This window comes from Rhodococcus sp. p52, assembly GCF_000763325.2.
GTDB classification, from domain to species: domain Bacteria; phylum Actinomycetota; class Actinomycetes; order Mycobacteriales; family Mycobacteriaceae; genus Rhodococcus; species Rhodococcus pyridinivorans.
Genome location: NZ_CP016819.1, coordinates 97,287 through 107,314, shown reverse-complemented (window position 1 = coordinate 107,314; position 10,028 = coordinate 97,287). Strand labels below are relative to the sequence as shown.

Annotated in this window: 4 protein-coding genes; 3 read left to right on the top strand and 1 reads right to left on the bottom strand. The window is 66.6% G+C overall.

Translation table 11 applies throughout. The features are described from left to right. Positions 1–247: 247 nt before the first annotated feature. The 3 genes from IM25_RS26615 (at position 248) to IM25_RS25165 (ending at position 9,157) form a co-directional block, all read left to right on the top strand. Positions 248–2,323: a non-ribosomal peptide synthetase gene (locus tag IM25_RS26615; RefSeq protein WP_232333370.1), complete on the top strand. Its 2,076-nt coding sequence runs from the start codon at positions 248–250 to the stop codon at positions 2,321–2,323. Continuing rightward, a complete protein-coding gene (locus IM25_RS00500; RefSeq protein WP_232333477.1) occupies positions 2,284–7,719 on the top strand; it encodes a non-ribosomal peptide synthetase in 5,436 nt (1,811 codons plus the stop codon). Before IM25_RS26615 ends, IM25_RS00500 begins: the two co-directional genes overlap by 40 nt. Positions 7,720–8,395: 676 nt before the next feature. Then, positions 8,396–9,157 (top strand): polysaccharide pyruvyl transferase family protein, encoded by a 762-nt coding sequence (locus tag IM25_RS25165; RefSeq protein ID WP_157741786.1) that lies wholly within the window; start codon positions 8,396–8,398, stop codon positions 9,155–9,157. Between the two features lie 2 nt (positions 9,158–9,159). On the opposite strand, the gene IM25_RS25160 is transcribed toward IM25_RS25165, so the two are convergent. Next, a complete protein-coding gene (locus IM25_RS25160; RefSeq protein WP_080678480.1) occupies positions 9,160–10,017 on the bottom strand; it encodes a glycosyltransferase in 858 nt (285 codons plus the stop codon). Positions 10,018–10,028: the final 11 nt, after the last annotated feature.

Sequence of the window (10,028 nt, the reverse complement as noted above, 5' to 3'; positions counted from 1 at the left end):
CGACGTGGTGGGGCCGCTTCGGGTGGCCCCACCACCTCGGCGGACGAGTCCCCGCGGGATGCGCCGGTAACGTCGGGAGTGGTCGGAGAGATGAACCCCATGGGGTTACTACCGAGTAAGTTCGCCCGTCTCCGGCGGGTGACTATGCTTGCTCGGTTCGCAGACGCGGCCGTTGGGATCGAAAGCGAAGGGTATGGGCTTTTTCATGCGTTCACGACACGATGGCAGCTCGAACGGGGCCTCTCCGGTGAACGCATCCTCTTCGTCCGATTTCCCTTCGGAGACGCAGCCTCGCGAGACGCAGGACGGTGCCCGCAGCCGGGCACCGCGCCCCGAACGTGCACCCCGTCCCGAACGCGCGCCCCGGCCCGAGCGCGCACCCCGCCCCGAACGTGGCTCACGCCCCGAGCGCGCTGCGCGCCCGGCGCGCGGCGAGCGCGCCCGTGGTCGTCGGGGTGTGTTGTTGCCGCAGTTGTTGGTGTCGGCGGTGGAGTCGGCCGGTGATGCGGTGGCGGTGGTGGAGGGTTCTCGGTCGTTGTCGTATCGGGAGCTCGATGCGGTGTCGTCGCGGTGGGCGCGGTGGTTGATCGGTCGTGGGGTGGGGCCGGGGGATGCGGTGGTGGTGGCGGTGCCGCGGTCGCTCGAGTCGGTGGTGGTGTTGTGGGCGGTGGCGAAGTCGGGGGCGACGTTCGTGCCGGTGGATCCGGGTTATCCGGCCGAGCGGGTGCAGTTCATGGTGGCCGATTCGGGTGCGGTGTTGGCGTTGACGGTGTCGTCGGTGGCGCAGGTGGTGGCCGAGGCGGCGGGGTCGGTGCCGGTGGTGGCGGTCGACGAGGTGTCGGTGGCTGCGCGGGTGGGGCAGTTGTCGTCGCGTCCGGTTTCGTATGCGGATCGGGTGCGTTCGCTCGAGCTGTCGGATGCGGCGTGGATGATCTATACCTCGGGGTCGACGGGGCGGCCGAAGGGTGTGGTGGTTTCGCATGCCGGTATCGGTGGGGTGATGTCGGCCGAGCGTGAGCATTTCGGGGTCGATGGCTCCTCGCGGGTGTTGCATGTGTGTTCGCCGAGTTTCGATGTGTCGTTGCTCGAGTTGGGGGTGGGGTTCTCGGCGGGGGCGACGGTGGTGGTGGCGCCGGCGGGGGTCGGTGGTGGTCCGGATCTGGCGGATGTGATTGCGTCGCAGTCGGTGTCGCATGTGTTCATGACGCCGGGTGCGTTGGGGTCGATGGATCCTGCGGGCTTGGACGATCTGCGTGTGGTGGTCGTGGCGGGTGAGTCGTTCACCCCGGATCTGGTGCGGCGGTGGTCGGTGCCGGGTCGGCGGCGGTTCTTCAATGCCTATGGTCCGACGGAGACGACGATTCTGGCGACCTCGTCGGCGGAGCTGGTGCCCGATGCGCCGGTGGTGATCGGGTCGGCGATCGCGGGGGTGGGCGCGTTCGTGCTCGATGAGCGGTTGCGTCCGGTGCCCGAGGGTGTGGTCGGTGAGTTGTATGTGGCCGGGGCGCAGGTGGCGCGGGGCTATCACGGTCGGTTCGGGTTGACCGCGGCGCGGTTCGTGGCCGATCCGTTCACCCCGGGTGGCCGGATGTATCGGACGGGGGATCTGGTGCGTCGCGGCGGCGATGGGGTGTTCGAGTATGTGGGGCGCAGTGATTTCCAGGTCAAGATCCGGGGGTTCCGGATCGAGCTGGGGGAGATCGATGCGGTGTTGTCGTCGGTGCCGGGGGTCGGTTTCGCGGTGACGGTGGGGGCGGCGTTGGCGTCGGGGGAGTCGGCGTTGGTGTCGTATGTGGTGCCCGAGGCGGGGGCGGTGCTCGATCCGGCGCAGGTGCGGGCGTCGGTGGGGGAGGTGTTGCCCGGTTATATGGTGCCGTCGTCGGTGACGGTGCTCGACGAGGTGCCGCTCACGCCGGTGGGGAAGGTCGATCGGGCGGCGTTGCCGGCGCCGGTGTTCGAGGTGGCCGAGTATCGGGCGCCGCGGACGCCGGTGGAGATCGCGGTGGCCGAGGAGGTCGCGCAGGTTCTGGGGGTCGAGCGGGTCGGGTTGGACGATTCGTTCGTCGATCTCGGTGGTAATTCGTTGGCGGCGACGCGGTTGGTGGCGCGGTTGTCGGCGCGGTTGGGGTATCGGGTGGCGGTGCCGGTGGTGTTCGAGGCGTCGTCGGTGCAGGAGTTGGCGGCCCGTCTCGACACCGACACCGCCGGTGCCGGGTCGGGAGTGTGGTGTTGGCGGCGCGGCAGCGTCCGGATCGGGTGCCGTTGTCGTTGGCGCAGCAACGCATGTGGTTCCTCAACCGGCTCGAACCGCATTCCGCCGTGAACAATATCCCTGTGGCCATTCGTCTTTCGGGACGTCTGGACGTCGATGCGCTGCAGGCAGCAGTCTCCGACGTGGTGGAACGTCACGAATCGCTCCGCACCGTCTACCCCGAGATCGACGGTGTCGGCTACCAGCAGGTGCTGCCCGCCGCGGACGCGGTCGTCGAGGTCCGTCCCGAGACCGTCGGGGCCGACGAGGTCCCGGCCCGGGTCGCCGAAGCGGTCACTACCGGCTTCGATGTGACGCAACAGGTTCCGATCCGAGTGCGCCTGTTCGCCGTGGCCCCGGACGAGCACGTGCTCGTCGTCGTGGTGCACCACATCTCCGCCGACGGCTACTCGATGGGGCCGCTGACCCGCGACGTGGTGACGGCCTACGCCGCGCGTGTCGCGGGCGGGGAACCCGGATGGGCACCGCTCGAGGTGCAGTACGCGGACTACACACTCTGGCAGCGCGAGGTCCTCGGCGAGGAGTCCGACCCCGAGTCGCTCATGGCGCGCGAGACGGACCTCTGGACGCGGACCCTCGCGGATCTGCCCGAAGAGGCGACGCTGCCGTCCGATCGTCCCCGGCCGGCCGTCGCGAGCTATCGGGGTGCCTCGCACCGCCTCACCCTCGACGAGCGGGTCCGCGCAGCGATCGCCGATCTCGCCCGCCGCAGCGGCGCAACGGAATTCATGGTCGTCCACGCCGCGCTCGCCGTGCTTCTCGCCCGGCTCGGCGGTAACGACGACATCACCATCGGTACTCCCGTCGCCGGCCGTGGCGACGCCGCGCTCGACGATCTGGTGGGCATGTTCGTCAACACCCTGGTGCTGCGTACACCCGTCGAACCCCAAGCGTCCTTCGGCGACTTCCTCGACTCGGTGCGCACGACCGACCTCGAGGCGTTCACCCACGCCGACGTGCCGTTCGAGCGGCTCGTCGAGGTGCTCGATCCACCTCGTTCGCAGGCGCGCCACCCACTCTTCCAGGTGATGCTCACCTTCCAGAACATGCCGGTCTCGCAGCTGGAACTGCCCGAGCTGACCGTCTCCGGTATCGACTTCGACGCGCAGGTCGCCAAGTTCGACCTGCAGGTCACCGTCGCGGATGTCGTCGACGCCGCCGGCGATCCCTCCGGTCTCGTGGTGGAATTCAACTACGCCACCGAACTGTTCGACCCGCAGACCGTCGCCGCTGTCGCAGAACGGTTCTCGCGGATCCTCGAGGCGGTCACCACCGATCCGCGCATCCCGGTCGGCGACGTGCCGCTCGTCACCGACGATGAGCTCGACCGCATCCTTACCGAGTGGAACACGCTCGGCGAATCCGTCCCGGTCGTCGAACCGGCCACGCTGTCTGCGCGTTTCGACGCGGCCGTCCGCACCCACACCGCGAATGCCGCGGTGACTCACGGGGAGACGACCCTCACGTACGCCGAACTCGGTGCCCGCGCGAACCGGATCGCACGCCGGCTCGTCGGCGCAGGCGTCGGACCGGGCACTCTCGTCGCGGTGGCCCTGCCGCGGACCGAGAACCTCGTGGTCGCTCTCACCGCGGTCGTGCTCTCCGGCGGCGCCTACCTGCCGATCGACACCGCTCACCCGCAGGACCGTGTGCGGTACATCCTCGACCAGGCACGGCCCCGCGTGATCCTCACCTCGGATGCACTCGGAGACGAGCCCGGAGCGGAGGCGTTGCGCGGCAGCGGAATCGAGATGCTCGATGTCGTCGCCGCACAAGACGACGCCTCGGTCTCGGCCGATCCGCTCACCGACGCCGACCGGATCGCATCGCCGCAGCCGGACGATCTCGCGTATGTCATCTTCACCTCCGGTTCCACCGGCCGCCCCAAGGGCGTCGCCGTCACACACCGGAACGTGCTGACCCTCTTCGCCAACGCCGAACCCCGCTTCGGCTTCGGCCCGGACGACGTGTGGACGCTGTTCCACTCCTACGCCTTCGACTTCTCGGTGTGGGAGCTGTGGGGACCGCTGCTGTACGGGGGCCGGCTCGTCGTCGTCGACTACCTCACCTCCCGGTCACCCGAGCTGTTCGCGCAGCTCGTGCGCCGCGAGGGCGTCACGGTGCTCAACCAGACGCCGTCGGCGTTCTACCAGTTCGACGAGGCCGATCGCACTCTCGCGGCCGACACAGCACCGCTCGCGCTGCGCTACGTCGTCTTCGGCGGTGAGGCACTCGACCCCGCCCGGCTCGCGGACTGGTTCGATCGTCACCCCGCCGGCCCACAACTGGTGAACATGTACGGCATCACCGAGACCACGGTGCACGTGTCGTACCAGCCCATCGACCGCGCCCTCGCGAAGGCCGGTGCCGCCAGCGCGATCGGACGGTCGCTTCCCGGACTGGACGCCTACGTCCTCGACCGGCGCCTGCATCCCGTGCCCGCCGGCGTGCCGGGCGAGCTGTACATCTCCGGCGACCAGCTATCCCGCGGATATCTCGGACGTCCCGACCTGACGGTCGCGCGCTTCGTCGCGAACCCCTTCGGTCGAGGTCGCCTCTACCGCACCGGCGACATCGCGCGGTGGAACGGTGAAGGCATCCTCGAATACGCGGGTCGCAGCGACTCGCAGGTCCAGCTCCGCGGCTTCCGCATCGAACTGGGCGAGATCGAGTCGCAGCTGCTGCAGGCTCCGGGTGTCGCACAGGCCGTCGCCATGGTCCGGGACGACGGACTCGGCGAACGTCTCGTCGGTTACGTCGTCGCCCGCACCGGTGAGACCGTCGACGCGGCCGCGGTGCGCGCGCACGCGTCCGAATTCCTCACGGGGTACATGGTTCCCGATGTGGTGACCGTGCTCGACGAACTCCCGCTCACGGTGAACGGCAAGCTCGACCGTCGCGCTCTCCCCGTGCCCCGCATCGACATCGACGCCGATCGTTTCCGCGAACCCGCCACCGAATCCGAACGGATCGTCGCGCAGGTCTGGAGCGAGGTACTGGGCATCGAACGCGTCGGCGCCGACGACTCGTTCTTCGACCTCGGCGGTAACTCCCTCGTCGCGACGCGGGTCGTCGCGCGCATCAACGAGGCGACCGGAGCGAGCCTGGCCATCCGCGAACTGTTCGAGGATCCCACCGTCGCGGGTCTGGCGGCGCGCGTCGACGCCGGCGGGTCCGATCGGGCCGTGCCGGAGCTCGTCGCACGGCCGCGTCCCGATCGCATCCCCCTCTCGCTCGCGCAGCAGCGCATGTGGGTGCTCAACCAGCTCGACCCGGGCTCCGCGACCTACAACATCCCGCTCGCCATCCGGCTGCGGGGCGCACTCGACATCGATGCGCTGACCGCGGCGGTGCGCGACGTCGTCGAGCGGCACGAGACGTTGCGCACCGTCTACACGCAGGACGAGCAGGGCCCGTTCCAGAAGATCCTGGATGCGGAGTCGATGCCGCCGCTCGAGGTGGTCCGCGTGGCCTCCGAGCAGGAGGCTTTCGAGGCCGTGGTCGAGGTCGCCTCGCAGGGATTCGACGTGTCCTCCGAGCCACCCGTGCGCGGTCGCCTCGTCTCGATCTCCGCCGGCGGTAGTGCAGGTTCGGTCGTCTCCGACGATCATGTCCTCGCGCTCGTGGTGCACCACATCTCGGCCGACGGCGCCTCGCTCGTGCCGTTGGCCCGCGACCTCATGGAGGCCTACGTCGCCCGGCTGTCCGGTTCGCGACCCGACCGCCCGCCGCTCGAGGTGCAGTACGCGGACTTCGCGGCGTGGCAGCAGGAGACCTTCGGCGACGCCGAGAACCCCGATTCGCCGGCGGGCAGGCAGCTCGCCTACTGGAAGCAGCAGCTGGCCGGGGTACCGGACCTGCTCGACCTGCCCACGGACCGGCCGCGCCCCGCGGTACCGAGCCTGCGCGGGGCCACGGTCTTCACCGAGGTCGACGCGTCGACCCGGCAGCGGCTCGAGGCGCTGGCGACCGAGAACCGTGCGTCGTTGTTCATGGTCGTCCACGCCGCGCTCGCCGTGCTGCTCGCGCGGATGAGCGGTTCGCGGGACGTCGTCGTGGGAACCGCCGTCGCGGGACGCGGCTCGCGGGTGCTCGACGACATCGTCGGCATGTTCGTGAACACACTCGCCCTGCGCACGGACGTCGATCCGGGCGCGCATTTCGCCGACATTCTCGAACAGGCACGCACCGCCGATCTCGAAGCGTTCGCGCACGCCGACATCCCGTTCGAGCGCATCGTCGACGAGGTCGTCGCCACCCGGTCGCCGGCACGTCATCCCGTCTTTCAGACGATGCTCTCGTTCCAGAACCTCGAACCCGCCCGGCTCGAACTGCCCGAGCTCACGGTGGAAGCACTCGATTCGGGGGTGCTCGCCGCGAAATTCGACCTGCAGGTGACCGTGGAGCCGCTCGCCGACGACGACGGCATGCGGATCGCGCTCACCTACGCCGTCGATCTCTTCGACGAGACGACGGCGCAGGCACTCGCGCAACGCTTCGTGACGGTCCTCGACGCCGTTGCCGCGGATCCCGGTTCGGTGGTCGGCGACATCGAGGTCCGGACCGAGACCGAGCGCGAGGCGGCAACCACCCCGGTCGCCGCTCCGGTGCGGGAAACCGCTCTCGAGACGGTCGACCGGACCGTCGTCCAGGAGTTGCAGATCGCGGTCGAGTCCGATCCCGAGGCGCCCGCCGTGGTGGTGGGCGACACCGAACTCGGCTTCGTCGACGTCGAGCGCCGGTCGTCGCAGTGGGCCCGGTACCTCATCTCCCGCGGAGCGGGTCCGGGTCGCACCGTCGCCGTCGACCTTCCGGTCGGTCCCGACCTGATCGTTGCGGTGTGGGCCGCCGTCAAGACGGGAGCCGCCGTCACGGTCGACCCCACGGTCACTGCCGACCACGTGCTGACCACCCTCGCACGCAGCGACGATCTGCGGTCGTCGGTCGCGGGGACGTTCGTCGACGATCCGGAGACGCTCGCCCTCGTCGCCGAGCAGCCGACCCGCTCGATCGCGTACACCGACCGTTCCGGTGTCCTCGGCCCCGACGACACGGCCGTCCGGACGAGTGAACTCGATCTCACCCACGGTGCGGTCGTCGCGGCGCTGCGGCGCGGCCGGAAGGACCTCGATCTGACCTACGAGTCGCGGGTCCTTCTCGCCGGTTCCCGCCTCGACCAGTGGACGGTCTTCGCCGTCCTGGCCGCGGCGATCACCGGTGCCGTCGTCGTTCCCGCCGGTCCCGACCATGACCCGGGCATCCTCGTCGACGAGGAGTGGGTGACCCACGGCTTCGTTCCGGCCGACGAACTCGCCGCTCTGCCCGACACCGAGGACCTCGTGGCGGTCGTCGTCACGGACGGGCCTGCGCACGACGGTGCGGAGCTCTCCGCCGGTCTCGCCGGCAAACTTTCCGACCTGCGTTCCCCCTGGGTCCTGCAGGAATGATTGCGGAAAGGTAACTTTACTTACCGGCCGAGTTCGTTCGGGGCGTCCACGGCCGGAAGGAGAGCTGTTCCGTGTTGCACAGAGGTCTTGTCGGGGGCCGAGCACGCTCGGGGACGCGCACACGGATGGGGAACCCGCCCAATGAGGGCACGGAGCCAAGATCGTGCTCGCCGTGGGAAGTCGAGTGAGCGTAGCTCGATGCGGGCCCGGGTGAGTCCGTGGCCGGCTGATGACGACGGAATTAACGTTGACGGTGTCCGCCCTACGGGGCACCCGGTGAGTAGGATGGTTGCCGCAGCGGCGCGCCGGCGTGGTCGCGATCGTCCCGGAACCGAAAGGACCGGAATACCGCTTCCATGGAGCTCGGGACAAGTAGGTGACGAATGATCTGTGCCTGCTTACGGACTTGGGACACCGGCGGGAGGGAAGATCTTGAGTTCGTCTCATTGCTGAGGATCGAATGTGATGAAGACAACCGCTCTCGAAAAGAATAGCGGTCTTCATGGCGAAACATTTGTGATGCAAGTATGCGTCGTCGGCTTGTCCGGGATTTTCCTGTTCTCCGCGGGACAAGTTGCCGCTACGATGGCAAACCATGATCCCATACATGCGTAGAGTGTTATCGGACCGATTTATGCCGCATCGCGAAGGCATCAGGACTTTTTGGTGGCGGCGCATGGGACTTGTTACCGACAGGCCGAATTTTGGTGACGAGCTCACATCCGGAATCGTCCATGGACTCGCCGGAGTTACGTGCACTTGGGCTCACCCCAAACGGAGTGAATTCATCGGTGCCGGGTCCATCCTGGAAATGGTGCAGGGCGCGGGTGCGCCAAGTGGGCTGAAGGTATGGGGTTCGGGATTCATGGCTAGCGGCACTGCGGGGGGGAGAAATTGGGATCATCCCGATTTCGATTTCTATGCGGTTCGGGGAGAACTCACTCTCTCACGTATCCGTCCGGTCCGAGATGTAGCCCTCGGTGACCCTGGCCTACTTGCCAGTAGAGTCTACCCCCGCTCACCGGTAGTGACTGGAAAGGTTGGTCTTGTCTACCATTATGTGGATGAGAAAGACGAGGTTGTACGAGCCCTCGCGCAACAGGGGCGCGTCGCACTTATCGACCCGTCCAGAGAACCCCGCGATGTCATTGCCGACATTACTGAATGTGAGTTCATCTTCTCGACGAGTCTTCACGGCCTTATTGTCGCCGATTCGTTCGGCATCCCGAATGCTTGGATCGCGCTGAGTGGCCGGATCGGTGGTGGTCGGTACAAGTTCGAGGACTACTATTCCGCCTTCGGTGGGACCGCAACACAGTACGATGCTGATCTCGTCTGGGATCCGGAGGCTGTGGAGGACCTGAAAAGGGGATATTGTGCTGTTCCAAATCTGAAAGAAATTCAGAGCAGGCTGATTCGAGCAATACCGTACCTGTAATGTTACATCGTAGAATCTCTATCACCGACGGGCAATGCTCTCGCCCCGCCACCAAGGCCGCGGATGCGTGATATTGACGAATGACTCTTGTACAGCGGAAGAAAAATTGCGTGAACAAGCATGTTCGCGATGAGTAGAAGACGCAAACCCAGATAGTCGTGTCCGTGGCGCACGAAAGTTCTCTTTGTCGCTCTCGTATATGAGAGGTAATCCTTCAAACTGCTATTTCCTCTACGTCCGGAAACCGAAAGGAGCATATCCGCTGCTTGACCGAGCTGAAATCCATGCTTCAAGAGGCAGAGGGAAAGATCGACGTCCTCATGGACGTCCCTAGATACGGCCGTGCTGTTCTCCACGGTCTCCCAAGCGCTTCGACGAATGGCCATATTAGCACCAGACAATACAACGACTGGGCGCGATCCTTTTGAGCGCCAGCGCCTTGAGAAACGATCGAAAATCGTGCGTTGCAAGCCGGCTACGGGCGACTCATATAGATATGATAGTCCTGTCACTGCAGCATACCCTGGTTGTTCCCGGAAGAATTCGTGAATCGCCCTAGCCCACGAATTGCCCACGATCGTATCGGCGTCTACGCGCGCTATTATGTCACCCGAAGTGGCGTTGAATCCCGCATTCCGGGCATGCACCACTCCCGGTGTCTGTTCCGAGATGACAGCAAACTTCTCAAAACGGTCACGGAAGAGCATTGCAATATCGCGCGTGCGATCGGTCGAATTGTTGTCGACAACCACAACTTCGTCAATCCATTCACGGTTGTGCGCGAGGGTCGACAGGCATTTCCGGATATACCGTTCCTCGTTGTAAGCGGGCACTACAACAGAGAGGGTTACTCGGCTCATGGCGATCTACG

Coding starts and splice junctions, on each gene's coding strand:
- IM25_RS00500 (WP_232333477.1), top strand. CDS start 2,284: ATGTGGTTCCTCAACCGGCTCGAACCGCATTCCGCCGTGAACAATATC.
- IM25_RS25165 (WP_157741786.1), top strand. CDS start 8,396: ATGGGACTTGTTACCGACAGGCCGAATTTTGGTGACGAGCTCACATCC.
- IM25_RS25160 (WP_080678480.1), bottom strand. CDS start 10,017: ATGAGCCGAGTAACCCTCTCTGTTGTAGTGCCCGCTTACAACGAGGAA.